26 protein-coding genes are annotated in these 24,997 nt (G+C 61.6%); 10 read left to right on the top strand and 16 right to left on the bottom strand.

What is annotated here, in order from left to right:
- Window position 1: 1 nt before the first annotated feature.
- A complete protein-coding gene (locus tag G365_RS0114770) occupies window positions 2-865 on the top strand; it encodes a DUF7281 domain-containing protein (RefSeq protein WP_019646304.1) in 864 nt (287 codons plus the stop codon).
- Here G365_RS0114770 and G365_RS0114765 read toward each other — a convergent pair.
- Window positions 851-1,561 (bottom strand): hypothetical protein, encoded by a 711-nt coding sequence (locus G365_RS0114765; RefSeq protein ID WP_019646303.1) that lies wholly within the window; start codon window positions 1,559-1,561, stop codon window positions 851-853. The genes G365_RS0114770 and G365_RS0114765 overlap by 15 nt on opposite strands.
- Window positions 1,562-1,690: 129 nt before the next feature.
- On the opposite strand from G365_RS0114765, the gene G365_RS0114760 reads away from it, so the two are divergent.
- Window positions 1,691-3,265, top strand: a complete 1,575-nt coding sequence (locus G365_RS0114760) for an AAA family ATPase (protein WP_019646302.1) — start codon at window positions 1,691-1,693, stop codon at window positions 3,263-3,265.
- A gap of 104 nt (window positions 3,266-3,369) precedes the next feature.
- Here the strand turns inward: G365_RS0114760 and G365_RS0114755 are convergent, their stop codons facing one another.
- The 9 genes from G365_RS0114755 to G365_RS0114715 all read right to left on the bottom strand — a co-directional run bounded on the left by G365_RS0114755 (window position 3,370) and on the right by G365_RS0114715 (window position 8,375).
- A complete protein-coding gene (locus G365_RS0114755) occupies window positions 3,370-3,807 on the bottom strand; it encodes a hypothetical protein (RefSeq protein WP_019646301.1) in 438 nt (145 codons plus the stop codon).
- 306 nt (window positions 3,808-4,113) lie between these two features.
- The gene (locus G365_RS0114745) at window positions 4,114-4,734 is read right to left on the bottom strand and encodes a DUF5710 domain-containing protein (protein ID WP_019646299.1); all 621 of its coding nucleotides are present in this window, start codon (window positions 4,732-4,734) and stop codon (window positions 4,114-4,116) included.
- Window positions 4,735-4,743: 9 nt separating this feature from the next.
- Entirely contained in the window at window positions 4,744-5,409 is a 666-nt protein-coding gene (locus tag G365_RS0114740) for a hypothetical protein (protein ID WP_019646298.1), read from the bottom strand.
- Window positions 5,410-5,436: 27 nt separating this feature from the next.
- On the bottom strand, window positions 5,437-5,826 hold the full coding sequence (locus G365_RS0114735) for a hypothetical protein (RefSeq protein WP_019646297.1): 390 nt from the start codon (window positions 5,824-5,826) through the stop codon (window positions 5,437-5,439).
- Window positions 5,827-5,914: 88 nt separating this feature from the next.
- Window positions 5,915-6,184: a hypothetical protein gene (locus G365_RS23585; RefSeq protein ID WP_081628573.1), complete on the bottom strand. Its 270-nt coding sequence runs from the start codon at window positions 6,182-6,184 to the stop codon at window positions 5,915-5,917.
- Window positions 6,171-6,647: a putative molybdenum carrier protein gene (locus G365_RS0114730; protein WP_019646296.1), complete on the bottom strand. Its 477-nt coding sequence runs from the start codon at window positions 6,645-6,647 to the stop codon at window positions 6,171-6,173. Before G365_RS0114730 ends, G365_RS23585 begins: the two co-directional genes overlap by 14 nt.
- Window positions 6,644-7,060, bottom strand: coding sequence for a hypothetical protein (locus G365_RS0114725; protein ID WP_019646295.1), 417 nt, complete (start codon window positions 7,058-7,060; stop codon window positions 6,644-6,646). Before G365_RS0114725 ends, G365_RS0114730 begins: the two co-directional genes overlap by 4 nt.
- Window positions 7,057-7,701, bottom strand: a complete 645-nt coding sequence (locus G365_RS0114720) for a hypothetical protein (protein ID WP_019646294.1) — start codon at window positions 7,699-7,701, stop codon at window positions 7,057-7,059. The genes G365_RS0114725 and G365_RS0114720 overlap by 4 nt, the downstream gene beginning before the upstream one ends.
- A 17-nt stretch (window positions 7,702-7,718) precedes the next feature.
- Window positions 7,719-8,375, bottom strand: a complete 657-nt coding sequence (locus G365_RS0114715) for a hypothetical protein (RefSeq protein ID WP_019646293.1) — start codon at window positions 8,373-8,375, stop codon at window positions 7,719-7,721.
- Window positions 8,376-8,519: 144 nt separating this feature from the next.
- Here G365_RS0114715 and G365_RS0114710 point away from each other — a divergent pair, with 144 nt between their 5' ends.
- The 3 genes from G365_RS0114710 (at window position 8,520) to G365_RS0114700 (ending at window position 10,435) form a co-directional block, all read left to right on the top strand.
- The gene (locus tag G365_RS0114710) at window positions 8,520-8,759 is read left to right on the top strand and encodes a helix-turn-helix domain-containing protein (RefSeq protein ID WP_011806687.1); all 240 of its coding nucleotides are present in this window, start codon (window positions 8,520-8,522) and stop codon (window positions 8,757-8,759) included.
- Window positions 8,760-8,903: 144 nt separating this feature from the next.
- Window positions 8,904-9,215, top strand: coding sequence for a helix-turn-helix domain-containing protein (locus G365_RS0114705; protein ID WP_019646292.1), 312 nt, complete (start codon window positions 8,904-8,906; stop codon window positions 9,213-9,215).
- Entirely contained in the window at window positions 9,212-10,435 is a 1,224-nt protein-coding gene (locus tag G365_RS0114700) for a type II toxin-antitoxin system HipA family toxin (RefSeq protein WP_019646291.1), read from the top strand. Before G365_RS0114705 ends, G365_RS0114700 begins: the two co-directional genes overlap by 4 nt.
- Before the next feature lie 235 nt (window positions 10,436-10,670).
- Here the strand turns inward: G365_RS0114700 and G365_RS0114695 are convergent, their stop codons facing one another.
- Window positions 10,671-11,150, bottom strand: coding sequence for a peroxiredoxin (locus tag G365_RS0114695; RefSeq protein ID WP_019646290.1), 480 nt, complete (start codon window positions 11,148-11,150; stop codon window positions 10,671-10,673).
- 55 nt (window positions 11,151-11,205) lie between these two features.
- Window positions 11,206-13,182, bottom strand: coding sequence for a protein-disulfide reductase DsbD domain-containing protein (locus tag G365_RS0114690; RefSeq protein ID WP_155976301.1), 1,977 nt, complete (start codon window positions 13,180-13,182; stop codon window positions 11,206-11,208).
- A gap of 291 nt (window positions 13,183-13,473) precedes the next feature.
- Between G365_RS0114690 and G365_RS0114685 the strand changes: the two genes are divergently transcribed.
- On the top strand, window positions 13,474-14,019 hold the full coding sequence (locus tag G365_RS0114685) for a YqgE/AlgH family protein (protein ID WP_019646288.1): 546 nt from the start codon (window positions 13,474-13,476) through the stop codon (window positions 14,017-14,019).
- Here the strand turns inward: G365_RS0114685 and G365_RS23100 are convergent.
- The 4 genes from G365_RS23100 to ubiE all read right to left on the bottom strand — a co-directional run bounded on the left by G365_RS23100 (window position 14,010) and on the right by ubiE (window position 19,871).
- Entirely contained in the window at window positions 14,010-16,262 is a 2,253-nt protein-coding gene (locus G365_RS23100; RefSeq protein ID WP_019646287.1) for a sensor histidine kinase, read from the bottom strand. The two genes, G365_RS0114685 and G365_RS23100, sit on opposite strands and share 10 nt — an antisense overlap.
- Before the next feature lie 17 nt (window positions 16,263-16,279).
- Window positions 16,280-17,320 carry a transporter substrate-binding domain-containing protein gene (locus tag G365_RS21760; protein ID WP_019646286.1) on the bottom strand — a complete coding sequence of 347 codons (1,041 nt, stop codon included), beginning with the start codon at window positions 17,318-17,320 and terminating at the stop codon, window positions 16,280-16,282.
- Between the two features lie 212 nt (window positions 17,321-17,532).
- Window positions 17,533-19,080 (bottom strand): 2-polyprenylphenol 6-hydroxylase, encoded by a 1,548-nt coding sequence (gene ubiB, locus G365_RS0114670; protein ID WP_019646285.1) that lies wholly within the window; start codon window positions 19,078-19,080, stop codon window positions 17,533-17,535.
- Window positions 19,081-19,085: 5 nt separating this feature from the next.
- On the bottom strand, window positions 19,086-19,871 hold the full coding sequence (gene ubiE / locus G365_RS0114665) for a bifunctional demethylmenaquinone methyltransferase/2-methoxy-6-polyprenyl-1,4-benzoquinol methylase UbiE (protein ID WP_019646284.1): 786 nt from the start codon (window positions 19,869-19,871) through the stop codon (window positions 19,086-19,088).
- A 196-nt stretch (window positions 19,872-20,067) separates the two neighbouring features.
- On the opposite strand from ubiE, the gene mutM reads away from it, so the two are divergent.
- The 4 genes from mutM (at window position 20,068) to dnaA (ending at window position 24,825) form a co-directional block, all read left to right on the top strand.
- Entirely contained in the window at window positions 20,068-20,916 is an 849-nt protein-coding gene (gene mutM, locus G365_RS0114660; protein WP_019646283.1) for a bifunctional DNA-formamidopyrimidine glycosylase/DNA-(apurinic or apyrimidinic site) lyase, read from the top strand.
- A gap of 149 nt (window positions 20,917-21,065) precedes the next feature.
- Window positions 21,066-21,842, top strand: a complete 777-nt coding sequence (locus G365_RS0114655) for an enoyl-CoA hydratase (RefSeq protein ID WP_019646282.1) — start codon at window positions 21,066-21,068, stop codon at window positions 21,840-21,842.
- A 234-nt stretch (window positions 21,843-22,076) separates the two neighbouring features.
- The gene (gene rpsT / locus G365_RS0114650; protein ID WP_019646281.1) at window positions 22,077-22,343 is read left to right on the top strand and encodes a 30S ribosomal protein S20; all 267 of its coding nucleotides are present in this window, start codon (window positions 22,077-22,079) and stop codon (window positions 22,341-22,343) included.
- A 925-nt stretch (window positions 22,344-23,268) separates the two neighbouring features.
- Window positions 23,269-24,825, top strand: coding sequence for a chromosomal replication initiator protein DnaA (gene dnaA, locus G365_RS0114645; RefSeq protein WP_019646280.1), 1,557 nt, complete (start codon window positions 23,269-23,271; stop codon window positions 24,823-24,825).
- The last annotated feature ends 172 nt before the right edge of the window (window positions 24,826-24,997 follow it).

Here is a 24,997-nt window from a genome sequence, read left to right as displayed (position 1 = left end):
TATGGATCGAACCCTGCGCGCAGCCTTGCTCAAGCTGCATGGCCAACAAGCCCTGCCGGCCAGCTATTTCACCGTCGCTCAGCGCAGCGCTCTGGATCGCTTTGCCCGGCAGACAGGAGCGGTAATCTGCCAGCGTCAGGGGCGCGGTGATGTTTACCGTGTCAGCGATCCGCGACTATTCGATATCCATCTGAGCGCACTCTCCCCCCAAGTCGGGATGCTGGCCACGGACGACCTGCCGCTGCGGGCGCAACACATCGCCCACGCGCGCGACAGCAAAGCGCGCAATCATCAGCATGAGTGCTACTACCCCTTGCTCAAGGCCGTTGGCGAAAAGGTTCTCTGGCGGCAAGGCGAACACGGGAGCGAACTGCCACTCAGCCAGCTCACGCACCACTTCGGGGCTGCCAGCCTGAGCATTGAAACTGGCGACACCTGGCAAAGCGGGCAGCCGCTCTGGCTGGTGGAGAACCAGGCGCTGTTTGACCGCACGGATTGGCTGCCAGTAGGAACGCAAGCCACCCTGCTGTACTACGGCGGACAGCTTGATGGCCGGCTTCTCGCTTGGCTGGGGCAGCGCCCGCGTGCAAGCCGTGTCGTGCTGTTCCCGGACTATGACGGTGTGGGGCTGGCCAATTTCGCGCGACTCTTTGCACAGCTTGGCGACACTTGCGAATGCTGGCTGATGCCCGACTGGCAAAGCAAACTGGCACGCTATGGTAGCCAGCGGCTGTGGCAGGATACGCTTCGGGAGTTCACCAGTGCTGTTCTGCAGTTGCCTGATTATCTGGGTCCGTTAACCGAACAAATGCGCCAATCCGGACTGGCGCTCGAACAGGAAGCGGTCTGGCTATCTGTTCTGTAGGTGCCCTTTGAGTAAGCTCGCAATGTCACCTGGGGCCAGGCCAGCCTCTAGGGACCGCCTCAGCGCCTGCTCCAGTTGTTGCCAGCCCTGCGCTGAAGAGACATTACTGCCCAATGTTTCGGTCAGACGGAACATCAGCCCTTCCAGCAGTTCTTCGTCACCCACGTCCGCTGCGGCCTGCTCCGCCAGCGCCAAGAGGACGTTGTGTGCTGATGCCAACGAGTCGATTGGCACCCCGGCCAATGCTGCAGGGGTGGTGATGACACGATCCACCCTGACGACTGTCGCCAGATCAAGTGCCTGATCGACGCCCGGCTCGATCTCCATGCGGATCAGCACATCGCCTGCCAACAGAAAGCGCGTCTTGATCAGCCCCGGCTGCTCATCCTGGAACAACCACACCGGCTGGTTGTTGGCCTGCAACAGGCTTAGCACGATCCTGCTGTCATCCAGCGCCCCGCGATCCTGCCACTGGTGCAACACGTCGGCACGCAGACGGCCGCCTTCCATACCGAGATGATGTAACAGGCCGACCACACGTTTGGCGGAGATAACCTGTTCCTTGCCACGCAGCCAGACAGAGAGGTTGGCAGTGCGGATGCCGGTGGCTTCGGCGATCCGCCCCAGCGTCTCCCCGCGCAGTCGTATCAAGGCGGCGGCAAAGCCTGGCAATTGTTCGTTGGCAAGGGTTGGCATGTCGGGCTCTGAGAATTCACTGTAAATCACTATAAGACTTATTGGCCGACAAGACGAGAGTGCGGAGTTTGGCGATTCGCGCAAACCGATGTTATAGTAATTTATAGTTAGGCTATTTGGGAGGCCATCATGCGCAAGCCAAAGCAAGCCCGTCCGTTGCGCTTGCGGGAATACGAAGCAGCCATTGCTGCACTCAAGGCGCAGCATCCCTGGCTTGTCCGGCAGATCGTCGAACCTGCGCCAGGGCATCTGACCGTGGTGGCACATCTGTTTGCCCAGGTGGAATGCCTGCTGCCACCCGCAGTGCTCACTCGCAAGGGCTCACTGTCGGTGAGCTGCAACCGGGATCGCCTGGCCATTCATTACCAGCCGCCGCGACGCCACAGCGAACGTGCAGCAGCAGTGTTCGATCTGATTGCCCAGACCAAGCACCTTTCGCTGCAACAATGCCCCGTGTGCGGTGTACAGGTTGTCGGGGACGGCATCCGTCCACAACGCTGTCCGCAACACGACGGCATCCAAGGATTGTTTGCCGAAGAAGTGCGCCGCAGCCGCCAGCTCATCGTCGAACAGGGGGTGCAACAGGTGGTGCACGATCTGGGTAAGGTGACGACTGAAGATGTACGCGCTGCCATGGCGGTTGAGGATGAGCCCGTCCCGTGTGAAGCCAAACCGGAGCAGGTTCAGGAGCAGCCGACAGAAACCGCTAAATCAATGCTCTTGCCGAGCATCGTCTTTCTCGATGAAGCCGGGCTGGAGGCGTTCGTGGATCGCCACCGACCGAAAGGCGATGACAAGTTCAAGCGCGCGCAGGCGATGGCGGAGCGGATCAAGCGAGCGGGCCATGGTATCCGCCAACTGGGCCTGCTGCCCCCGGAATGGAAAGCCCTTCTGGATGAGTTCGCGCAGGCCTTTCCAAACTTCCATGAACTGGCTGAGCTGCTACGCGACCACTTTGCCCTGTCCAGCTTGGGCGATGGCCGCGTGTCCTGGCCTGCCGTGTTGCTGGTCGGCCCGGCGGGTATTGGCAAAACCGAAGCAGCACGCTGGTTGGCCGATCAGTTGTATTTGCCCTTTCGCGTATTCGATATGGCGAGTACACAATCGAGTTCGCCGCTCGCAGGTTCCGAATCATTCTGGAGCAATTCCGAGCCAGGCCAGCTCTTTGAGCTGCTGGCCTACCAACCACTGGCCAACCCGGTGGTGGTGCTCGATGAACTGGACAAGGCCAGCAACGGCCGACCGCAGTACGATCCGCTGGCCGCGCTCTATACGCTTCTGGAGCCACGCAGTGCGCGGAATTTCATTGACCTGTCGATTCGTGACTTCTCCATCGATGCCAGTCATGTGAATTGGATCGCGACCGCGAATGAGTCGGATACCATTCCGGGGCCGCTGCGCTCACGGCTGACGGTGTTGCACATTCAGCCGCCCAAGCCAGAGCAGGTCAGAAGCATTGCGCAGTCGATCTACAACCGTCTGCGCGACGAGGCGAGCTGGGGCAACGCCTTTGCCGAGAGGCTGGATGATGATGTCCTGTCCCGTCTGCAAGCCTTGCCGCCGCGCAGTGTGCGTCTGGTTCTGCAGCGGGCCTTGGGCGCAGCGGCTCGTGATGACCGAGGAGTCATCCAGGTACAAGACATCCGACCAACCTTCGAGGTAAGTCGCCGAGCTGTTGGGTTTGTCGGCGTAGGGTGGGGTTGAGGCTGCCCAATAAGGCCAGGGAGAAAATGATCATCGGTAAAACCAGCCTCATAGACAGGCGACCTCAACAAAGCAGCAAACCGTCCAGATGTTTTGCTGAAAACTCATTCAATCACACCAATCTGGATTTCAATGCGATTCTTGTCGGACTCAGGTCCGTACCATTCATGATAAACCTCGCGACTTTCATCGCTTGGCGTGAGGCCCGCATCCTCAATGCTGCGAAGCAACGTCTGGTATCCGTGGGTGAACAATCTATCCAGAGGACCTTCGAACATGAAGCAAACGCAGCAAAAAGCCGGCAGTATCGGCAAATCATTGCCTTTCACAGGTAAACAAAAGGTCAGTTCAAATTCTGTATGAGCGTCCTGGGGCATTGAACGTGCAACAAAAATCGAAGGCCCATTTACGACAAGCTGACGCGCTTGAGCCTCTGCACGCATGCTCTCGTATGCCTGTGCTGCCTGTTCGCCAATCTGCGGAATGGTCATGCGCACTTTGCGCTGCAATGCAGTCATTGCTTCTGTTGTATGAATGTTCATGATTCCCTCCTCATTCGTCATAATGTCAAATTAATAGCCGCTGCGCTTCATTGGAGTCCGAGCTGATATGCCATCAAGATAAGGCAAGATGCTGCTTGAGAGGCCATGGTCGACTCCAAGTGTTAACGCCAAAATGACCCGCCCGACAACCAAATCAACCTGCACGACCAGATCAGAAAGATACCCCCCGGAAGCGAGCACAGAAAGCAAGATGGCGCAGACTACTACCCAGCGCCTTGGCCGCAATCTCGATAAACGCAATAAACTCCACAAACAGGCTCATCGATTCCCGGAGGGCTAGCATTATTAGGCCCGCCGCATGTATTCAAAGAGGTGATCGCCATAAGTCGTGCTGCCATTGCAGCCAAACGGTTCGGCAAACTCGTGCAGGACGATCAGGGAAGCGGCACGCTCATCCATCGGAAAGAACGCTCCCTGCGGCTCGCAGTACATCTCGAAGTCCCCTTGCTTCATGCCGCAGTTTTCGCAGTGGTTCATCCAGTACGAGCTTTGCGTGGTCTTGCTGAAATCGACGCGGTAGTGCCGCGAGAATGCTTTGATGCGTGCCGCCACGGCGGGGAAAAGATCGGTGACGTAGTGAACGATGGCAGGCTCGTCATGCCGATACCACGCATCCCGCTCATCGTCCTCTTCGTCGGGTTCCAGCGTTTCATGCCCGGCAGGCAGGATGAAGCCGAACACACTTGTATGTTCGTTGCACTTCCAGCACGGCTTGGTGGTCTGGGCGATGAAATAGCTGTTTGAGCGAACGCTGATGTCTGGCTCGCTCGGCAACCAACGCCCAAATGCGCCCGCATCTACGCCGTCCGGCACATACCAGAGCTTGCGCTCACCGTCCCAACGTGCGCCAAGCCGCTTGGCCTCATCCTTCTCGGCGAAGGGTACTGCGAGGTCGATACGTGGCATACCGCCTCCTTAATCCAGTCCCTTCGCTTCCCAGCCTTGGCTGGTCAGCTTGACGGCGTGTTTGGACTCTTTGCTGCCAACACCATCGAGGATGCTCTTCACTACCGGGAAAGCGGCTTGAACCTCGGGCATCTTGGCCCAATCGGCGAGGTTGTTGACCTTGTAGGTGTAGGTAATGCCTGCCTCTTGGTAGTCGCCGAACTTCATCGGGCCTTCCCACTTCACGATCTTGTCCAGCGCCTTCTTGCCCCAGCACAGGTCGGTTTGCTTCTCAGTGGTCTTGCCGTTGAGGCCGATGGAGGCGACTTCCTGCTCTTGTGCGAAGGGCTTGGCCGCATCGGTCAGGGTGTAGCGCTTGATCTTAGCCTTGGCACCCGTGGGCTTGCCCATCATGCCCATGATGTCCACCTCAGTGTCCTCGCCCTTGACCAAGCCAGCGGCTTCGAGCGCGGCCATCTGGTTGGCACTCCCGGCCTGCATGGTCTTTTGCAGGCGCAAGTCCATCTCGGACAAGTCAACCGGCCAGCGCTTGGTGTTCAGGCACAGGTCGCCCTTCTTGTCGAAATACTGCGTCATGGCCGCGCCGAAGTTCTTTTCGTTGGCGTCGGTCTTGCTGCCGCAGGCGGTCAGTGTGGCGACGCTGAGGGCGGCGAGGATGGCGATGTTCTTCTTCATGAATTTCCTTTGTGGTTGCGAATGGAGTTACGACTGATCCCAAGCGTCAATGGTCAGGGCCGCATCGGTCGGGCAGGTGCGGATGCTCTCGGGTCGCAGGTTGACCTTGCCCATCCAGCCGGGAGGCTGGGCGTACTCTTCACCCTCATCCATGCCGAACACCCAGATGCCATCGTCAGCAGGCTTGATGGCGTCACCCGTGATGAGCGGCAGCACGATGTCTGCCGTGGACGTGTAGCGGTTCGGATAGCCGTCACCGCGCAGCTTGGCGGCCTTGCCCTCCTCGACCAGCTTTTCCAGCCAGCGAATGCCGCTGACTCCTGTCTCCCATTCCGCGAGCACCGACTTTTTGCGGTCAATGATGGCGTGCCGTTCTTCGGGTGTTTGCTTTGAAACGACGATCCAGTATCCAAGCATGATTGGGTCAGGTGGTTGAAATTGCAAAGTTATCGCATGAGCGCGAAGAGGGTGTGAATGGGATGACCAAAATTGAAGCGAGTGCAGTTCAGTCTTGTCCTGCAAACCTAGCCACGCCCGCAGCCAGAGCCTCCGATTCACTGGGATAGGTTGTTGATGGGCCGCTGATAATGCAGGGCTCGGTTTCACCATTACCTTCCACCGTCCACAGCTCCCAGGTTCCGTCATTTTTCCAGCTAGGGATGGCGGTGTATGGTTTGTCTTTCAGCGCAGCCAGCGCGGTATCTACTTCGGGGCGAATCTGCAACTCACCCGAGTAGATATAAGGTGTCGCGCAGCGGGTATCAGATCGGCTCATGTTCCGTGCTCCAGAAAAGCTCCAGTAGTGCGCTCGCCTGCAGGTAGATACCGGGGTTGCGTGCTTCACTCGGGCCAGCAATGTTGAGAATAACGACGGGATGGCTAAACAACCAGTCTTGCCATGCCGCCAACAGCACTTCTGTAGGGGCATGCAGATCGCACAGTAGAAGCGGCTTGCCGTGTCCCGTCGCCAAATCGCGAGTAAGCAGGCTGCCGCCTTCCAGCCTGCCTCGGTAAATGATCAGCGTTGCATCAGCGTCCCGAACATTGTGCTTGGTACGCTGGCGGTAGCCGCTGGATTCGGTCTCCACCAAATGGTAGCGAGCATCCAGGAGGCCGTCAGCGGCCCGTCGGCCTGCCGGGCACCAGCCGCCGTGCGGAATTTGCCGGGCAATGGCGAAATCAAGCGCCGCCCGGTCTACGCCGGTTTGGCCGCCGGAGAGAATGCGCAGGATGTTCACCCTTGCCTTGTTGCGGCGACCGTGCAGCTCACTTGAACTTCGGCGCTGGGCTGATCTGCCGATAGCTGGCCGATGCGCCCTCGCTGGCTGGCAAGCTTCAGTTGCTTGCGCACCTGTTCCAGGCTGCGCTTTTCAATAACTGCTGTATAGCTTGCACCCAGCTCACCATCCGGATCGATGAACAGCTCGATCCGCTTCACCGGCAAGCCGAATGCCGTGAAGCTGCGTTCCGGCGTTAGCGACCAACTACCGGGAGCATTGGGCGCAATGCCGTCCAGCACGCGCAACGGCAAGGCTTGACGGCATTCCACGGCGGCGATGATGGCCGGCTCGATCTGCAACCAGCGGTTGGGGTCTGGGGTAGTGCCATCCATCAGCACCACCGGCATGGCCGCCAGCAGCAACGCTTTCATCCCTTGATGTTCCTGATCCAGAAGCGGCGGTCATCGACCGTGAAGTTGGGGTCGTAGCCGACCAGGGTCAGCAGCGAACCGACATAGTAAAGGCCGAACTGATTCATCAACCAACGCTCCATCGCGGGGTCGCCGGGCAACTTGCTGTAAGGCGGAGTCGGTCCATCGCTACGAACCTGACCGCTGGTTTTGCCGGAAATGGAAAAGCTCTTCCAGGTCAGCACGAAGTTGTTTGACTGTTTCGGCAGCTCCGGCGCGCAAAGCGACAGATTGCTGAAGCGCTCGGAGCGCTTGGCGTCGTGCCAGAGCACTGCGTCAAAGCGAATGCAATCACTGGCTTTGAGCGTGAGGCTACGGGTCAGCGTCATCTGATCAGCCGGAATTTGCAGATTGCTGATCACCACCTTGGGCCACTCCGGGGCGCGACCGTCGGTAGACAGATTCTGGCGCAAGGCGTTATGCAGTGGAGTGCCCAGCAAGCTGTTGCGGTTTGCCGCGCTTGCGGGCGTAGCCGCTTGCGCCAGACTGGTTCCAATGGATTGTCCCAGTCCGTTCAGGGAATCCAGCGCCCCCTGCATGTCGGTTGTGGCACAACCTGTCAATACAAAAGGCAGAAACAGCAAGCTCCGGTAGTGTTTCATCGCAGTTCCTCGCGAGGTTATCCGTTGAAGATGGCATTGAGCCGGGCGCACCAGGTTTCCGCCGCCCGACGGCTCATGGGAAAACTGAGCTCTGGTCGTTGCGGATCGGCGGTTTGCAGCTCGATGGCGAAGTCTTTCGCGCGTACCGTGCGCTCGAAGGTCGGTACGCTCATGCCGCTGGCGTTGACCTGACGGCTACCGCCGTTCATCTCCATGCTCTCGACCTCGCGCCAGGTCATCCGCCAACCAAGCAGCCAAGAGAAATCGTGGATGCGCCAGGCTTCATTCACAATTGAACAGACAGCCAGTTTGCGATGTTGCCGGTCAAACACCAGAAAGGCCGGCGCGGGGTAGCCCAAGAGATGCCCAGCATCGAATGACAGCCCCTGCTGTGCGTTGAGCTTGGCTACAAGTGCCTGACAGCGGGCCTGCAAGCGCGCCAGAAAGCTGAAGGACAGCGTGAAGACCACCAGTGAAATCAGCAGATAAAGCATCAGCTCACTAGTCAGCAGCCCCCAAAGAGATGTCTGTGACAGGCGCGCAGGCCCCACTCCGATCATCGCCAGTACAAGAATCAGCGTAAGACCAGCGGCAGCAAGACCTGAAAGCCCAGCCACCGGAACTGCCAGCCCCGCCGCCGCTCCCTGCCCCGCAGTCTTCCAGACGCTTGCCATACGTCATTTCCTCCATTTTGTTACTCATAGAGGTCATTTTATGGCGCCTGCATTCAATTGTCACTCATAGTGCGGGTACTTATCGGGCGTAGCCCTATAGAGGGGGTACTCATAGAGTCATTTCTCTTTAAAGAAGAGAGAAATATGGCCCTTGATCCCCGACTACGCTTCGGCCTGAAGCTGATAGAAATCAGAAAGACCAGAGGGTGGTCGCAAGAACGCCTAGCACTGGAAAGTGGCTTGGCACGCAGCTATCTGGGGGGGGTTGAGCGTGGGCAGCGCAACATTGCATTGCTCAACATCTTCAAGCTGGCAGAGGCGCTGGGGGTGGAGCCTTCAGTACTGCTGGAGGCGCCGGCGGCTGGACAGGAGCCTGCACCGTAACATCGTAGCGCTACGGTATCGTAGCGTTACGATGGTCACTGCCTAGTCGCTCGCGGCAGCTATCGCAGTCATCTGCTTTCAAGAATAAGTAAAGTCCACTACAATGGCACTTAAGCAATTTTTCCCGCGTTAAGGGTCATAAAAGTGACTTTTCATCTCTCGACTCCCGCTGAGATCCTGCATGCGCTGGGTGTTCGTCTGCGCGAGCAGCGGCTTGCCCAATCGCTTACGCAGCGTGAACTGGCGCAAATGGCCGGACTGTCCTTGGGGGCGTTGCGCAAACTCGAAAGCGACGGTCAGTGCTCACTGGAAACGCTGGTCCGTGTCGCGCAGGCACTTGGCTTGCTGGAGGCGCTGGACGATCTCTTCGTGCTCAAACGGCAATCCATCGCCCAGATGGAGCAGGTGGACCTTGTGAGCCGCCGCCAGCGTGCGCCGCGTAAGAGAGCATCATGAAGCTGCTTACTGTGCATTATTGCGGCTGGGGAGAAGACTGGCCGTTGGGACGCCTGGCCGATGATGGTCAATCCCTGCTCTTCGAATATTCTCCCGAAGCCCTGTCTCAGGGCTTGGAACTGTCGCCCTTGCACCTCAAGCTGCGTGCAGATGCCTACGGTGGTTTTCCAACCCATTTGCATCGCCTTCCGGGCCTAATAGCCGACAGTCTGCCTGACGGCTGGGGTTTGCTGCTGATGGATCGGTTGTTCCGTCAACACGGCTTGCGCCATCCCGGGCCACTGGACCGGCTGGCCTTCATTGGTGAGCGCGCGATGGGCGCGTTGCGCTTCGTTCCGGCAAGCGACGCCGGCGCCCACGAGCCCGACTGGTCCTTGCTGGCGCTGGCCGAGCAAAGCCGTCTCGCGCTCGCGGGCGAGGCGGGGGCAGCCCTGCGCGAGCTCGCGCTCACCGGCGGCTCACCGCAAGGGGCCAGGCCCAAGGCCTTGGTGCAGTACGACGCAATGACCGGGCAGGTCAGCACCCGTCCGGATGCGCCCGGCGGCCCCTGGCTGGTCAAGTTCCCGGCGCAGAACGAACACAAGGAGGTCTGCGTCATCGAGCAGCTCTATGCCGAGTTGGCTCGGGATTGCGGACTGGAAGTGCCCGAAAGTCGCTGGTTCGACCTTGGCCCTGAACTGGCCGCCTTCGGCGTCGCGCGCTTCGACCGGGAGGGAGGGCAACGTGTCCCGGTGCACAGTCTGGCTGGATTGTTGCAGGTGGATTTTCGCCTGCCTGGTGCCACCGACTACACCGCCTTCCTGAGGGCTACCCGTTTCCTGACGCGCGACGAGCGCGAAGTGGAGAAAGCTTACGCGCGAGCCGTCTTCAATGTGCTCTTTCACAACCGGGACGATCATCCCAAGAACTTCGCGTGGCGTCTCGGACGTGACCGGCGCTGGCGTCTGGCCCCCGCCTTTGATCTGACCTTCAGCGAAGGCCCGATGGGCCAGCATCACCTGGACGTTTGCGGCGAAGGGGCCGCCATCGAACGCCGGCATTTATTGCGTCTGGCGGAGGAAGGTGGCATCCCAAGGAAACGGGCGGAAGAGGTCATCGACCGGATGTTGCCGCAGGCAAGCTCATTAGGTGAGCGATTTGAGCGTGCTCCGATTAGGCAGATGTTGGCGCAGCAGATAAAATCCACCAATGATGCCTGTCGCAGGCGTCTGGAAAGTTGAATCCGAGCCGGCGCAACGGCGCCAGATCAGGGTTGAACGTACTCAATGCTGAGTTTTTTGAGTACAAACATGAGTATATTTTTTAATGGAGCAGCATGGTGAACTGTTCATTCAATGACTTGCAGTCACAATCGCTGTTCAACGTCTGATCTGTCGGCCCTGTCGGTCAAAAGCCTCGGAGAGCGGATGTCTCTCCGAGGCTTTTTTCTGTCTGCGAAGTCTGCCGGGGCAGATCTTACAGATTGGCCAGAACGTGCTCTGCGCTGGAAACGGAGAAGGCCCCCGGTTCTTCGATGAACAGCGACTCGACAGTGCCGTTGTTCACCACCACGGCAAAGCGCTGGCTGCGGGTGCCCATGCCGAAGCCGGAGGCGTCAAGGGTCAGGCCAAGGGCTGCCGCCAGTTCAGCATTGCCGTCGGCCAGCATCAGAATATCCGGGCTGCCATCACGCTCGGCCCAGGCCTTCATCACGAAGGCGTCGTTGACTGACAGGCAGGCCACGCTTTCAACACCCTTCGCCTTGATGTCCGCCAGCTTGGCGACGAAGCCCGGCAGATGCTTGGCGGAGCAGGTCGGGGTAAACGCCCCCGGCACCGAGAAAATCACATGACGCCCGGTGGCGAACAGCTCGGCGACATTCTTCGGCTCAACGGTTCCGGCGTTAACGACCTTCAGGGTCACGGCGGGGATCGGGGCACCGACGGAAATGGTCATGGGATGGTCCTTTTCTGGTCACGCCGGAAGGTGGCGGGATAACCGACAGATAAGCTCAGCCTTTTGCCTTGTCGAGAGCGGAAATCAGAGCATCGGGTGTCAGGATCTCCGGCAGCGGGATCCCCTGCGGGGCACCGGGTCCATACACCACGTTAAACGGGATGCCATAGCGGCCATAGCGGGCGAGAAAAGCCGAGATCACCGGATCAGGCCGGGTCCAGTCGGCCTGCATCGCCACCACACCGGCCTGCGACAGGCGGGGCAGGATGGCATCACTGTCAAGCACCGTCAGCTTGTTGACTTTACAGGTGACACACCAGTCGGCGGTGACATCCACCACCACCACCTGTCCGTCAGCGACAAGGGTATCGATTCGGTCGGGTTCAAACCGCCCCCACAGCCCCTGTGTGGCTGCTCCGGCGGTGGAAGGCGGCAGCAGTTGCGGCAGCAGGATGCTGCCCAGCCATAGGGCCGTGCCGATCAGTGGCAGTGCCAGAAGCCGCTTCGCCGTGCCCATCCAGCGCCCGGGACGGGGCAACAGACCGGCAAGCCGCGGGGCTGCGGCAACGGTCAGGTAGGGCAGGCTCATGCCCAGTCCAAGGGCCGCAAAGATAGTCGTGATTTCGACCGGTCCCCGTGCCAGTGCGAATCCGACCGCAGTTCCCAGAAATGGGGCAGAGCAAGGGGTGGCGAGAAGGGTGGCAAACACTCCGTTGGCAAAGGCTCCGCCGCCGGGGCGGGCGGCAAGATCCCCGATCACGCCGGGCAGGCGGACCGTAAACGCCCCGAGCAGATTGGCGGCAAACAGCAGCAGCAGAACAATCATCGCCCCCAGAAACACCGGCTGCTGGAACTGGATGCCCCAGCCGACGGCCGTGCCCGCCAGCTTCAGGCCGGTCAGGATTGCGGCCATCGCCAGAAAAGTGGTGATGATTCCGGCGGCGGTACCGATAAAGCTGCGGCGCAGGGCCGGTTGGTCGGCCCCGGCGGCTTTCACCAGATGCAGCAGTTTCAGGGACAGGACCGGCAGAACGCAGGGCATGATGTTCAGGATCAGGCCCCCCAGAAGGGCAATGCCGAGGATGGCGAGAAAGGTGGCGGTATCCGTCGCCGGGCTTTCAGTACTGACCGTTGGGGCTAAGGTGACGTCCAGTCCCCGCCCGGCGTCAGCAACGGTCACGCGGACGGGGGGCAACGCTTCCAGCGGCAGCGGCGTGGTCAAGGGCGCTGACAGGCGGACTGTGCCTGCGTCCTGCCCCGGCAGCAGGGACGGCGGGCCGGAAATCAGCCCGGTGGTTCCGTTGACCGGACCTTCAATAAACAGATCGGGCGCTGTCAGGGCCGGTTGGGCGGCGATTGTGGCGGTGATGGTCTGGTGGCCGTCCGGTCCGGCGATCAGCGACAGGGCTGACAGGCTGATACCCTGCCCGGCGGCAGCCGGGACCTGTGCCGCGTACTGATCAATCAGGTGGGCGCTGGCGGCGGCGTCAGCCAGAAGCTGGCGGTCCGGCGGGGCGTCTGCGGGCAGGTCGAGTCCCAGCGTCACCTGACCGGGGACGCAGATGTCAGCGCAGATCAGATAATCGGCATTCAACTGCAGCCGCAGCGGCTGTGCCGGATCTGCCACCGGCACCGTCAGAGGAAAAACAACCTGATGCTTGTAGCCCAGCGTCTCGATACCCAGAACGCTGAAGCGGACCGGGACCGGCCAGTCGAGGGTGATTTTGTCCGTGTCGGTATTCTCTGATCCCTGCCACGACAGGGTTGCCGGATAGCCGGCATCGCCGGGTGATCGCCAGTAGACTTTCCAGTCGTCTTTCAGGTCGTATTGCAGGCCAACCCGTACTGTGGTGGCGCCATCAACCGCAATGCGGTCGGCGATCAGGCTGACGGTGGCCTGCGGTGTTTCCACCCGTGCCGGGTCTGCTGCCGGGGCCGTGGCGGGGCCAAAGCCAAGCAACAGGCCGCAGGCAAGGCCCGCACCCCGGAGGATGCGTGTCAGAGGCCGTCTTGGCAGGGGCGCTGCAGTCATTTTTCACCTAACATTCGAACGTCACCAAACACTCTAATACGGATGCTCTATAGCCCGGCCCCAGCCAAACAGGCGGCGGGGGCGGCGTCAATCCGGGGATTGCGATCAAAAAGTCACGGTTTGGTGAAGGGGCCGGAAAATCCCTTCCGCGAATGTGGTGGGCGTCCCGGTCTTGCACAAGTCGGGAAAGGGGAATATGTGGTGCCTATGACTACGCGCGAACGTTCTTCTTCCGAGTCCGCCGCCCGCGCTCCGGGGCTCCGCCAACCGGGCGACAGGGCTGCCGGATATATGACGGGTCAGTGCCTTGTGGCAATGCCGGGCCTGATCGACAGCCATTTTTCCCGCACGGTGATCTACCTGTGCGCCCATACGGCTGAAGGGGCGATGGGGCTGGTGATCAACCGGCCGATCGTGCAGGTCACGTTCAACGATGTGCTGGAACAGATCGGCGTTGAGCCCAACCCTGACTGTGATGATATCCGCGTCCATTTTGGCGGGCCGGTGGAAACCGGGCGTGGGTTTGTGCTGCATACGACGGATTTCCGTCAGCCCGCGACCATGGCGGTGGATGACGCGATCGCCCTGACGGCGACCACGGATGTTCTGAAAGCGATTGCCGGGGGCTATGGCCCGCGGGCCAGCCTGCTGGTGCTGGGGTATGCCGGGTGGAACGCCGGGCAGCTGGATGCCGAGATCAAAGACAATGCCTGGCTGACCGTTGATGCGGATGAGGATCTGCTGTTTGGCCCCTATGCCGAACATAAATGGGAGCAGGCGATCCATAAGCTGGGGATTGATCCGGCAATGCTGAGCGATGCCGCCGGTCATGCCTGATCCGGCGCATGGCCGGGAAGAGTGAAGTGGAAGGATGATCCTTCCCCCAGACGGCTGTTCAGCCAGATGCGTCCGCCATGTCCTTCCACGATTTTCCGGCACAGGGTCAGGCCGATACCGGTGCCTTCGCAGTCGCTGCGGTCCTGCAGGCGCTGAAACATCAGGAAGACCCGCTCCTGATGATCCCGTGCGATACCCTTGCCGGTATCGGTCAGTGTAAACTGCCATAGTCCCGATTCGGCGGGGGTGCAGGTCAGGGTGATGGTCAGCGGGCGCTCCGGGGCGCGGTACTTCAGGGCATTGGCGATCAGATTCTGGAACAGGCGGCTCAGGTCACTGTCCCGCCCCAGAACCGGGGGCAGGGCTGGCGGCAGGGTGACCGTCGCCTGTGCCTCTTCGATCAGGGGGGACAGACTGGCCAGCACGCCGGTGAGAACCGGGGAGAGATCAACCGGCACCGGCGCGCCTGAGCGCCCGATCCGGGCCAGATCCAGCAGGTCAGTGGTTAGATGATCCATCCGGCGGATGCCGTCCTGCGCGAAGCGGATATACTCATGGCATTCCGCGTCAAAATGGGGGGCCAGGCGCCGGGCGAGCAGGGCCAGATATCCTGACACCATACGCAGGGGGTCCCGCAGGTCATGGGATGCAGCGGCGGCGAACTGCTCCAGATCGGCATTGCTGCGTTCCAGATCCCGCACCAGCAGGGACAGGCGTTCTTCCGCTGCTTTCAGGCCGTCGATATCCTGTACCGCGAACAGGATGCTGGTTTGCCCCTGAAACTGAATTGGCGACACCGACAGCACGGCCCAGAAGGGTCCCAGTTTTCCGCGTAACCGCAGTTCGCGACGACCTGACCGCGCGGTTTCGGCAATGGCGGTGCGGATCCGGGTCTGCTCTGCCGGATCCGCGATCATGTCAAAAACCTGAACCGGCTCCGCACAGTCCCGGTTCCGGCAGGCGGGAAACAGACTCTGCTGTGCCTGTTCATTGGCGAAGGTGACAAAACCGCTGTCACGGTCTGCGACCACCAGTGGAAACGGGGCGTTTTCCACCAACAGCCGTAGATGCTCCTCTGACTGGCGCAGGGTGTTTTCCCGCCCGGCCAGCGTGGTGACCAACGCACCGACCGCGCGACCGATGTCGTCGATCTCATCACGGATGATCAAAGGCACAGACACCGGCTGCCGGTCTTCCGCCGCAAGCACCATATCGCGCAGCCGCTGCAGCCGCCCGACGACCGAGCGGCGGATATAGGCAAACACCAGCAGCGTAGCGACAGTGGCGGTGACGGCGCCGCTGATCAGCAGGGCCATGGCCGTCTGGCCCTGCAGTGCAGCGGCCCTCCGCCGCTGCTGGATGTGGTCGTCGACTTCCCGCATCACCGTCAGGGCTGAGGCCGCCAGATCGTCAGCGGCCTGTTTGCTGACCCGGACCGAGGCCTGTACCCCCATCTGAATGGTCTGAAGGTCCCGTCGTTGCCCGGCGATGCCCGCCGGGCCGTCGGTCAGGTCGCGCAATGCCTTTTGAGGGCTGGCGGCTTTATTGCGCAGGTCCGGCGGCAGCGTGTCGTACAGCTGCTCCAGTGTGGCCTGACGGGTCCTAAGATCGGCCTCAAGGGGCAGGGCGGTGGCATTTCCGGGGCTGGCGAGCAGGGCTGACAGCCGTGGCACCATCTGCTGCGCCGCTGTCACCCATGTCAGGGCTTCCCGCTGTTCCGTCGGAGTAAACAGCCCGGCGATCTGATCGCTCAGCGTGACCAGATCCTGCTGGCGGCGCGCCATTCTCTGGATGGCATCATTCCGGCGCCCAACCAGATCGACGCTGTCTTCCAGCTTCTGCCGCAAGGTCTGCTGGGCCTGCCGCAGGACCGGTAAGGTTGTTGTCTGCCCCCGCTGCTCCAGTTGAGTGATCAGCCCGTCAAGCTGGCGCATCTGGTCAAAAATGAAGGCGCGGTTTCCCATCAGTGAGACGGAGTCTGATGACAGGGCCAGACGCGGGCTATGGCCGAGCAGACTCTGACTGTCCTGTGCCACGGCATTGGCGAGCTGGCTGGTGACCATATCTTCGGTGGTGATCCGTTCCAGCAAGGTGCGGATGTCGGTCAGGGCCTGCACCCCGATCGCCCCGGCCCCGGCCAGAGCCAGAAGAAGCAGGATCAGCGCCAGTGACAGGCGCAGGCCGATGCTGTGGAAGGCAGACAGGCCCGGACGGGGCAGCGGTGGGGGAGAGAGGGAGGACATTGGCCGGTGTCCTGCGGTCAACGCAGGGGCAGCGGATACATCAGTCCGCCACGGGTCCACAGATCGTTCAGGCCGCGGTCTATCTTCAACGGTGACAGGGCACCCAGATTCCGGTCGTAGATTTCCCCGGCGTTGCCGACGGCAGCGATTGCCCGGTGCAGCCAGCCGGGGGCGACGCCAAAGGTGGCGGCATAGTCCTCTCCGGTGCCCAGAAGAACGCTGAGATCATGGTTGTTCCCGGCCTGAAGGGTTGCGACCGTCGCACGGGTCACCCCGAACTCCTCGGCAGCGATCAGCCCATTGAGCAGCCACTGGATCAGACTGTGGAACACGGGGTCGTCCCCCCGGACCATCGGTCCCAGCGGCTCGCGGGAAATGATGTCAGGCAGGAGAACGTAGGCAGACGGCCCCTGTGGCGATGTGCCGACGCGGACCCGCAACCCAAGGCGATCATTGGTGTAGAGATCACAGCGCCGTTTCAGGAAGTTGCTCCATGCCCCTTCATCTGAACTGGATTCAATCAGCGTCAGTTTCGATCCGGTACGGTTGATATACTCCCGCAGGTTCTGAATGCTGGTGGTGTTGGCAATGGCGCAGATGCTTGCCGTGCCTGCGCTGGAGAGGGCGGTGATCCCGGTTTCCCGGTGGGTGACAAAGCCCTGACCGTCGTACAGGTAAATGCCGGGAAAACTGAAGCCCATCGCGGTGGCCCGGCCCATGGTGACTGTGGTCCCGCTGAGCAGGATATCGGCCTGCCGCCCTGAGACCACCTGAAACCGCAGGGACGATTCGGTATGCAGGATTTCCGCCAGATCGGCATTGCCGAGAACCGCAGCGGCAATCGCCCGGCAGTAATCGACCATAAAGCCCCGCCAGACGCCATCTGTTCCCAAAGTGGCATAGCCGCCATAGGCCGCCTGAACGGCACAGCGGACACTGTTCCGTTCTCGGATGGCTTCCAGCGTGGGTGAGGAGGGGGCTGGCGTGGCAGAAACCGGGGTCGGAAGGACGCTGAAGACGGGAAGCAGCAACAGAACAAGCCGCAGAATCCTGCGCATAAAGTGGCCCCGGAGACCATGAAGGGCACCGGAGGAAATCCGCCCTGCTGTTCGCCTGTCCACGATGCTTCCCCCGGCTTGAGAAGGACGGTTTTCGTCCTGTATCAGGCCTTCATCAGATCACGAACCGGCAGGGCGGGAAAATGGGTCTTTTGGATGAGACCGCATGACCTACACCTGATATCCACCAAAAGTATATGGATATAGGCGCATCAGCGCAGATACAGCAGGGTGCCCAGGATCCCGACCAGAATCCACGGCAGCCCCTGCATCAGCAGGGTTCGCTTCCGGGCTGCCGGGCGCTGGGTTGCCAGCGCTTTCACTGTGTCGGGGTGCAGTCTGAGGCCGCCGGAGCTGATCATGGCAGCGGCCTTGTCAGCATATTCAAAGATAGCGGGCAGCCGTTCGGCAGAGCGGGCAAGGCCAAGGGCGGCATTGCGGATCCGCGCTTCCGGCCCGAAGGTGGTGCGCATCCAGTCTTCGATCAGCGGGTAGGTCATTTCCCACATGTTCTGGTCGGGGGCCAGTGTCCGCCCGACCCCTTCGGCCAGCAGCATCGACTTTTCCAGCAGCAGCAGCTGCGGTTGGGCCGGAATGTCAAAGCGCCGGGTGATCTCGAACAGCTGGCTCAACACCCGGGCCATCGAGATTTCCTCGATCGGTCGGCCGAAAATCGGCTCTGCGATTGAGCGGGCAGCCTGCGTAAAGGCTTCAATGGACTGATCGGCGGGGACCCATCCGGCCCGGAACTGTACTTCAGCCACCCGGCGGTAATCGCGGGTCAGAAAGCCCAGCAGCATTTCCCCCAGCGCCCGGCGGTCACTTTCGTTAACCCGGCCCATGATGCCGAAATCGACGGCGATGATGACGCCCTTGGCATCAACGAACAGGTTGCCGGGATGCAGGTCGGCATGGAAGAAACCATCCCGGAACACCATGTTGAAGAAGGCCTGCGCCGCATGGCCCAGAACTTCGTTGGGATTTAGCCCCATTTCGATGATCCGGTCCCGTTCATCAAGGGACAGACCGGCGATCCGTTCCTGCGTCATCACCCGCTGGCCGGTGCGCACCCAGTCAATTGACGGCACCCGGAAGGTCGGGTCATCGGCAAAGTTGTCAGCGAGTTCGGCCGCAGAGGCGGCTTCAAACCGCAGATCCATTTCCAGCGTCACCGATTCCTCGAAGGTGGCGACACTTTCCACCGGGCGGAAGCGGCGGGCATCCGGGTGCAGGCGCTCGGCCGTGCGGGCCAGCCAGCGGAACATCTCGACATCATCGGCGATGGCTTTTTCGATGCCCGGGCGCAACACCTTGACCGCCACCGGCTGACCATCGACGGTGACGGCAAAATGCACCTGTGCGATGGAGGCGGCGGCAACCGGGGTTTCATCAAAGCTTTGGTACAGGTCCTCCAGCGGGCAGCCGAACTCCGCCTCAATGATTTCGCGGACCTGTGCGAACGGAAAAGGCTGGAGTTTATCCTGCAGGTCGGCCAGATCGGCTGCTACCTCGTCACCGACCAGATCGGGCCGGGTGGACAGGGCCTGTCCCAGCTTGATGAAGGTCGGGCCAAGCTCGATCAGGGCGCGGGCCAGCCGCTGGCCGGGCCGCCCGTCTTCGGTGCGGCGGAAGATGCGCCGGGTCAGGGTGACCAGTGTGCTGGCGACCGGGACGTCTTCCAGCAGAAACAGGGCATCGTGGCGGCCGAGCACACGGGTGATCCGCAGCAGGCGCGACAGGGTCCGCAGGGTTCCGGCCATCGCGGTTACACCCGCCAGGCCGAATGGATGGCGGCAATCCCGCCGGACAGATTGCGGACGCTGGCCCGCTTCAGCCCAGCCGCTTCAATCCGCCGTGCCAGCTCCTGCTGTGGCGGGAACTGGCGGATGCTTTCGGCGAGGTACTGATAGGAGTCGCGGTCCCCGGCAACCAGCTGCCCCATGCGCGGCAGGATCTGGAAAGAATAGAGGTCGTACAGGGCATCAAGGCCCGGAACCTGTACCTTGGAAAATTCAAGGCACAGGAAGCGCCCGCCCGGCTTCAGCACCCGTCGGGCTTCGGCGAGGGCGGCGTCAATGCGGGTGACGTTCCGCAGGCAGAAGGCGATGGTGTAGAGATCGAAAGAGGCATCGGGGAACGGCAGGGTCTCGGCATTGCCGGTCACCCAGTCCAGCCCGGCAAGGCGCCCCTGATCAATGGCGCGGTCCCGGCCGACCTTCAGCATTTCGGTATTGATGTCGCAGACCGTGACCTGAGACCCGCCCAGATCCGAGGCCGGGCGGCGCACTTTGTCGAGAATACGGAAGGCGATATCGCCGGTGCCGCCGCCGACATCCAGAAACTGCTGGCCGGGGCGGGGGTCCGCCATCTGGACGAACACATCCTTCCAGATGCGGTGAACGCCCATGCTCATCACGTCGTTCATCAGGTCGTATTTCGACGCCACCGAATCGAACACCTGCCGCACCATGCCTTGCTTGTCGGCCTCGCGGACGGTGCGAAAGCCGAAGTGGGTGGTGGGTTCTTCAGGGCGGAACGACGTGTCGGACATGAGGGGCTGCCTTCAGGGTCTGCGCCGGGGGCGGAAGACGGAAAACGGATGCGGGCCGCACGATAGCCCAAGCCTGCCGGGATGACCAGACTGGCGGCAGGGGGGCGGGGGTACACTTTTATGGTTTTTTCCGAAGGGCCGCCGTGGCATCCCCAGCAGAGAGATCCCGAGTCTGACCGGTCAGGAGTGTTCCGCCATGCCAGAGTTGCCTGAAGTTGAAACCGTCTGCCGTGGGCTGGCCCCGGCTCTGGAGGGGCAGGTGCTGACCACCGTGGACATCCGGCGGGCCGGGCTGCGCCAGCCCTTCCCTGAACGCTTCGCGGACCGGCTGACCGGGCGTCGGGTGCTGCGGGTCTGGCGGCGGGGTAAATATTATGTGTGGTCTCTGGATGACGGCATGTGCGTTCTGGGGCATCTGGGGATGAGCGGATCATGGACGATCACCCCCGCCGGATCCCCGGTGCCGGAGACCGGCAGGCATGATCATGTCCGTCTGATCACGGACACAGGCCATCTGCTGACGTACCGTGATCCCCGCCGGTTCGGGGTGATGACGCTGACATCGGGCAATGAACTGGCGGATCACCCGCTGCTGGCCTCGATGGGGCCGGAGCCGCTGTCGGCAGACTTTGACAGCGGCGTGCTTGACCGCGCCTTCGCCCGGCGGGCGACTCCGGTCAAAGTCGCGCTGCTGGATCAGTCCGTGGTGGCGGGAATCGGCAATATCTATGCCTCGGAAGCTTTGTACCGCAGCGCGATTGATCCCCGGCGCCCGGCCCGTGAGATCACCCGGGCCGAAACCCGGACCCTGACCGCCGCCGTGAAGGCGGTTCTGCAGGAAGCCATTGATTCCGGGGGGTCTTCCCTGCGGGATCACCTGCAGGTGACCGGCGAGCTGGGCTATTTTCAGCACCGTTTTGCCGTCTATGACCGGGCCGGTTCCCCCTGCCCGGACTGTACCTGTGACGTAACGGAAACCGGGGGAATTCAACGTCTTGTTCAGGGCGGGCGGTCAACATTTTACTGTGCGGCACGGCAGCGCTGAGGTAGGCTCTGCGCCGATACGTCCGGCCTGTTCCACCGGTCCCCACCCGATGCGGGGGGAGGCGGGCAGACCGGTTGAAGGGAGCCCGGACGGGGCCGCACGGGCGGCTTCCGGGCCGGGCACACGCCCAAGCAGGGAGCAAACGTCCAATGGCGTATGAGAATATTCTGGTCGAAACCCGGGGGGCCGTCGGTCTGATCACCCTGAACCGTCCCAAGGCCCTGAATGCCCTGTGCACCCCGCTGATCCGTGAACTGGGTCAGGCGCTTGATGCGTTCGAGGCAGACCCGGAGATCGGCGCCATCGTGCTGACCGGCTCTGAAAAGGCGTTCGCCGCCGGGGCTGACATCAAGGAAATGTCGGGCAAGTCTTACATGGATGTGTACATGGAAGACTTCATCACCAACGGCTGGGAACGGATCACCACCTGCCGCAAGCCGGTGATCGCCGCTGTCGCCGGGTATGCGCTGGGCGGGGGCTGTGAAGTGGCGATGATGTGCGACTTCATCATTGCTGCCGACAATGCCCGCTTCGGTCAGCCGGAAATCACCATCGGCACCATGCCGGGGGCCGGTGGCACCCAGCGCCTGACCCGTTTCGTCGGCAAGTCCAAGTCCATGGAAATGTGCCTGACCGGCCGTCAGATGACCGCCGAGGAAGCTGAACGGGCCGGTCTTGTTTCCCGCATCGTGCCGCTGGCCGATCTGCTGGATGACGCGCTGAAGACTGCGGCCCGGATCGCCTCCATGTCCCGCCCGGTGGTGATGATGGTCAAGGAGTCGGTTAACCGCTCCTACGAGGCCACCCTGCGGGAAGGCCTGCTGTTCGAGCGCCGGGTGTTCCATTCCACCTTCGCCACCGAAGATCAGAAGGAAGGCATGGCCGCTTTCGTTGAAAAGCGTCAGCCGAACTTCCGTCACCGATAACCGCGACGGTTTGCCTGTCCGGTGGGGGCGGAGTCGTTCCCGTCGGAGGGTATCTGCGGAGTCTGGTCCGGGGATTCTCTTCGGCTCAGGCTCTGGTTTTCTTCAATTCCGGGCCGTTTTGTCCCGCTGTGGATATCCCGGTTCGGTTAAGCGTTGACGCAGGGGCGGATATTCCTTATAAAGCCGCCTCTTCGCACAGCGACCACAGTTTCTATTTATACGGAAAGTCAGGAAATGGCTCATCATAAGTCGGCCCAGAAGCGCATTCGCCGCAACGCCCGCCGTTTCGCCATCAACCACGCTCGTAAGAGCCGCATCCGCACCTTCGTGAAGAAGGTCGAGCTGGCCATCGCCGCTGGCGATAAGTCCGCTGCCGACGCCGCTTTCAAGGTGGCTCAGCCGGAAATGATGCGCGGTGCCCAGAAGGGCGTGTTCCACAAGAACACCATGTCCCGCAAGGTTTCCCGTCTGAACGCCCGCCTGAAGTCGATGGCTGCCTAAGCCATCTCTGCTGCTGGTGCCTGATCTCAGGCACCGGTCGCTGCGCAGGATCTTCCGTCATCGCGACAGGAGTTCTCTGCGGTCTTCGGCAGGTCAGACAATGACCGGACCGCCGAGGTGATCCTGCCGTGCCGTGCTTATGCATGACAGGTGAGAGATCCCGGAGAGACAGCAGACAGGTTCGCCCTGATCTGCCGTCGCGATGATTCCCGGTAACGGGATAAAAGAACAGAACGGCTGCCACCTTTCCGGTGGTGGCCGTTTTGCATTTTCGATATGCGCGTTTATGTTCGTTTTTGTGGATAAGGTTATGTCCAGGCCGATGGCGGTTGCGACTCGAGAGCCGACTCCCGCGCAGAATCGGATTTGCCTAACGTATTGAAAAATAACGTCAAGACGTGTTTTTGACCGAATCGCGTCAAGAGAAAAACTTGCAATGTTCTCCTTTCGATCTTGTTGTCAGTTTTTCTCCTTTGTGGATAAAGTCGCCTTCGGATAACGACCTCCCCCCGGGGTTCACCGGACAATCTGATCTTTGCGCACGCAGGTCCATAGGACCCGCGCAGGGGTTTGTTGTCTCTGCGGGACCGGGATGGAGGGACGTCGGGGGACAGGGGGGCCGCAGGAAAAGCGGTCTGACTGTTCAGGGCGAGGAAAACGGGCCACGACAGCCACAGCGCCGGGGATCGCAGCGATCCCGGGGTGTGTCGGCTGCAGGCCGGGAATACTCGGATGATGCAGACTGTTTCCTCCGGACTGCGGCGAGGGCCGTGGACCGGAGAGGCCTTCTGCACCCTACGACGCAGGGTCAGCGCCTTCCGTGCCCACCATGGGGCGGGCGGTGCTGGGTGACATAGACACGGGGCGGCTTGCCCCTGATAACCTGAGGAGCCGCAGGATCATCCCTGCGGAGACGAACGACTCGATGGCAACTGCAGAAGCACGCTTGGACGAGGGTGGAGTGACCGAACAGACCATTCTTCACTGGGAATCTGTGCAGGCCCGCCTGCGGCAGGAGATCGGTGATACGGCGTTCACCAGCTGGGTGAAGCCGATGCGTCTGGGGACTGTCAGCGGAACGCAGGTTCAGCTGGCCGTGCCGACCCGTTTCATGCGCGACTGGATCCTCACCCATTTCGCGGAGCGCATCCGCGCCCTGTGGTCGGGCGAGAATCCGCAGATCCGGACGGTGCAGGTGGTGGTGGATGCCGCCGCAGCCTCGCGCCCGGCCCCGGCGGTGCGGGGGGTGGCCAGTTCCGCCCCTGCCCCGGTGGAGACCCCGGCCCGCCGTCCGGCAACGGCCCGGCGCCCGTCTGCGGCGACTCCGGCGGCTGAGGCCCCGGCGACGCCGGTGCTGACCGTTTCGGCGGCGTCTTCGGCTGAACTGGAGCGCCCGGTGCAGCCGTCCCTGCTGACCGCCATGCCGGCGCAGCCGCTGGCCGCAGGCAGCTTTGACGATCTGTCCGCGCCGCTGGATCCGCGCTATACCTTTGATAATTTTGTAACCGGCAAGCCGAACGAGTTCGCCTATGCGGCGGCACAGCGGGTTGCCGACTCGGAACGTCCGTCGTTCAACCCCCTGTTCCTGTACGGTGGGGTCGGGTTGGGTAAAACCCACCTGATGCATGCCATTGCCCACGCCATCCGTGACCGCCACCCGCACCGCCGGGTGATCTATCTGTCGGCGGAAAAGTTCATGTACAGCTTCGTCAAGGCGCTGCGGTACAAGGATACGATGGCGTTCAAGGAAAGCTTCCGCTCTGTCGATGTGCTGATGATTGATGACGTCCAGTTCATCTCGGGCAAGGATTCGACGCAGGAAGAGTTTTTCCACACCTTCAACGCCCTGATCGATCAGGGGCGCCAGATCGTGATTTCCGCCGATAAGTCACCGGCGGATCTGGAAGACATCGGCGACCGTCTGCGCTCGCGCCTGGCCTCGGGTCTGGTCGCGGACATTCATCCCACCACCTACGAGCTGCGGCTGGGCATTCTTGCCGCCAAGGCTGAACGGATGGGGGTGGCGGTGCCGGAAAAGGTGCTGGAGTTCCTCGCCCATAAAATCGCGTCCAACGTCCGTGAAATGGAAGGGGCCCTGACCCGTCTGGTGGCCCATGCCCAGCTGGTTGGCCGTGATCTGACGCTGGAAACCACGCAGGATGTGCTGCGGGATCTGCTGCGGGCCAACGACCGCCGGATCACCATTGAGGAGATCCAGAAAAAGGTGGCCGAGCACTTCCAGATCAAGCTGTCGGATATGCACTCTGCCCGCCGGTCCCGGTCGGTAGCCCGGCCGCGTCAGGTGGCGATGTATCTGGCAAAGCAGCTGACCAGCCGCTCCCTGCCGGAAATCGGCCGCAAGTTCGGCGGTCGTGATCACACCACGGTGATGCATGCCGTGCGTAAGATTGACGAACTGCGGCAGGGGGATCCCGCCTTTGCCGAGGATGTTGATCTGCTGCGCCGGATGCTGGAAAGCTGATTTTTCTCTTTTCCGATCGGATTTGCCCGTTTCCGGGGGGCACCCCTTCCGGAGATGGGCAAATTTCCTTTGAGGCGACGGGCCTTATGCTATACTTCCGCGCCCGTCCCTCCGGCTTTTTTGCCATGCGGAATCCGGCCCCCGGCCGGTTGGTTTAACCCGCCCCGCGGCG

Origin of the sequence: Novispirillum itersonii subsp. itersonii ATCC 12639, from assembly GCF_000381985.1 — a bacterium.
Taxonomy (GTDB): Bacteria; Pseudomonadota; Alphaproteobacteria; order Rhodospirillales; family Rhodospirillaceae; genus Novispirillum; species Novispirillum itersonii.
This window is presented reverse-complemented; position numbering and strand designations above follow the sequence as displayed.

What these genes read in the sequence shown, in the direction of transcription:
- G365_RS0114720 (WP_019646294.1), bottom strand. Translation starts at nt 7,701, where the DNA reads ATGAAACACTACCGGAGCTTGCTGTTTCTGCCTTTTGTATTGACAGGT.
- G365_RS0114735 (WP_019646297.1), bottom strand. Translation starts at nt 5,826, where the DNA reads ATGCTTGGATACTGGATCGTCGTTTCAAAGCAAACACCCGAAGAACGG.
- G365_RS0114765 (WP_019646303.1), bottom strand. Translation starts at nt 1,561, where the DNA reads ATGCCAACCCTTGCCAACGAACAATTGCCAGGCTTTGCCGCCGCCTTG.
- G365_RS0114725 (WP_019646295.1), bottom strand. Translation starts at nt 7,060, where the DNA reads ATGAAAGCGTTGCTGCTGGCGGCCATGCCGGTGGTGCTGATGGATGGC.
- mutM (WP_019646283.1), top strand. Translation starts at nt 20,068, where the DNA reads ATGCCAGAGTTGCCTGAAGTTGAAACCGTCTGCCGTGGGCTGGCCCCG.
- G365_RS0114710 (WP_011806687.1), top strand. Translation starts at nt 8,520, where the DNA reads ATGGCCCTTGATCCCCGACTACGCTTCGGCCTGAAGCTGATAGAAATC.
- G365_RS0114715 (WP_019646293.1), bottom strand. Translation starts at nt 8,375, where the DNA reads ATGGCAAGCGTCTGGAAGACTGCGGGGCAGGGAGCGGCGGCGGGGCTG.
- G365_RS0114685 (WP_019646288.1), top strand. Translation starts at nt 13,474, where the DNA reads ATGACGGGTCAGTGCCTTGTGGCAATGCCGGGCCTGATCGACAGCCAT.
- ubiB (WP_019646285.1), bottom strand. Translation starts at nt 19,080, where the DNA reads ATGGCCGGAACCCTGCGGACCCTGTCGCGCCTGCTGCGGATCACCCGT.
- G365_RS0114760 (WP_019646302.1), top strand. Translation starts at nt 1,691, where the DNA reads ATGCGCAAGCCAAAGCAAGCCCGTCCGTTGCGCTTGCGGGAATACGAA.
- G365_RS21760 (WP_019646286.1), bottom strand. Translation starts at nt 17,320, where the DNA reads ATGCGCAGGATTCTGCGGCTTGTTCTGTTGCTGCTTCCCGTCTTCAGC.
- G365_RS0114700 (WP_019646291.1), top strand. Translation starts at nt 9,212, where the DNA reads ATGAAGCTGCTTACTGTGCATTATTGCGGCTGGGGAGAAGACTGGCCG.
- G365_RS0114740 (WP_019646298.1), bottom strand. Translation starts at nt 5,409, where the DNA reads ATGAAGAAGAACATCGCCATCCTCGCCGCCCTCAGCGTCGCCACACTG.
- ubiE (WP_019646284.1), bottom strand. Translation starts at nt 19,871, where the DNA reads ATGTCCGACACGTCGTTCCGCCCTGAAGAACCCACCACCCACTTCGGC.
- dnaA (WP_019646280.1), top strand. Translation starts at nt 23,269, where the DNA reads ATGGCAACTGCAGAAGCACGCTTGGACGAGGGTGGAGTGACCGAACAG.
- G365_RS0114695 (WP_019646290.1), bottom strand. Translation starts at nt 11,150, where the DNA reads ATGACCATTTCCGTCGGTGCCCCGATCCCCGCCGTGACCCTGAAGGTC.
- G365_RS0114655 (WP_019646282.1), top strand. Translation starts at nt 21,066, where the DNA reads ATGGCGTATGAGAATATTCTGGTCGAAACCCGGGGGGCCGTCGGTCTG.
- G365_RS0114770 (WP_019646304.1), top strand. Translation starts at nt 2, where the DNA reads ATGGATCGAACCCTGCGCGCAGCCTTGCTCAAGCTGCATGGCCAACAA.
- G365_RS23100 (WP_019646287.1), bottom strand. Translation starts at nt 16,262, where the DNA reads ATGTCCTCCCTCTCTCCCCCACCGCTGCCCCGTCCGGGCCTGTCTGCC.
- G365_RS23585 (WP_081628573.1), bottom strand. Translation starts at nt 6,184, where the DNA reads ATGAGCCGATCTGATACCCGCTGCGCGACACCTTATATCTACTCGGGT.
- G365_RS0114745 (WP_019646299.1), bottom strand. Translation starts at nt 4,734, where the DNA reads ATGCCACGTATCGACCTCGCAGTACCCTTCGCCGAGAAGGATGAGGCC.
- G365_RS0114690 (WP_155976301.1), bottom strand. Translation starts at nt 13,182, where the DNA reads ATGACTGCAGCGCCCCTGCCAAGACGGCCTCTGACACGCATCCTCCGG.
- rpsT (WP_019646281.1), top strand. Translation starts at nt 22,077, where the DNA reads ATGGCTCATCATAAGTCGGCCCAGAAGCGCATTCGCCGCAACGCCCGC.
- G365_RS0114755 (WP_019646301.1), bottom strand. Translation starts at nt 3,807, where the DNA reads ATGAACATTCATACAACAGAAGCAATGACTGCATTGCAGCGCAAAGTG.